This is a genomic window from Acinetobacter sp. ESBL14 (assembly GCF_036668815.1).
Classification (GTDB): Bacteria; Pseudomonadota; Gammaproteobacteria; order Pseudomonadales; family Moraxellaceae; genus Acinetobacter; species Acinetobacter gyllenbergii.
The window spans coordinates 1-264 of the sequence record NZ_JAZEVS010000070.1 but is presented as its reverse complement, the minus strand read 5'-3'; the positions used below and the strand labels follow the sequence as shown (position 1 = coordinate 264).

The 264-nt window shown below is 48.9% G+C and carries 1 protein-coding gene; it reads left to right on the top strand.

Features of this window, described 5'->3' with window-relative positions:
* The coding region (locus V6E90_RS21670; RefSeq protein ID WP_442881276.1) for a hypothetical protein at nucleotides 1-264 on the top strand (264 nt) is incomplete at both ends.

Below are 264 nucleotides of genomic sequence, written 5' to 3'. Positions count from 1 at the left end.
CAGCGAAAGATGTGAACTTCGACAAGGTGACTGTAGGCAGTGTTGTTGTTGATAAAGCAACGAACACGATCAAAGGTCTGAGCAACACGACGTGGAATGGCACAGCGGTATCAGGTCAAGCGGCAACTGAAGACCAGTTGGCGGCTGTAGATGGCAAGTTGGGTACATTAGACGATGCAGCAGTTAAATATGACGATGCAACGACTAAAGACAAGATCACGCTTGCAGGTGCTGGTGGAACCACGATTACCAACGTTAAAGCGG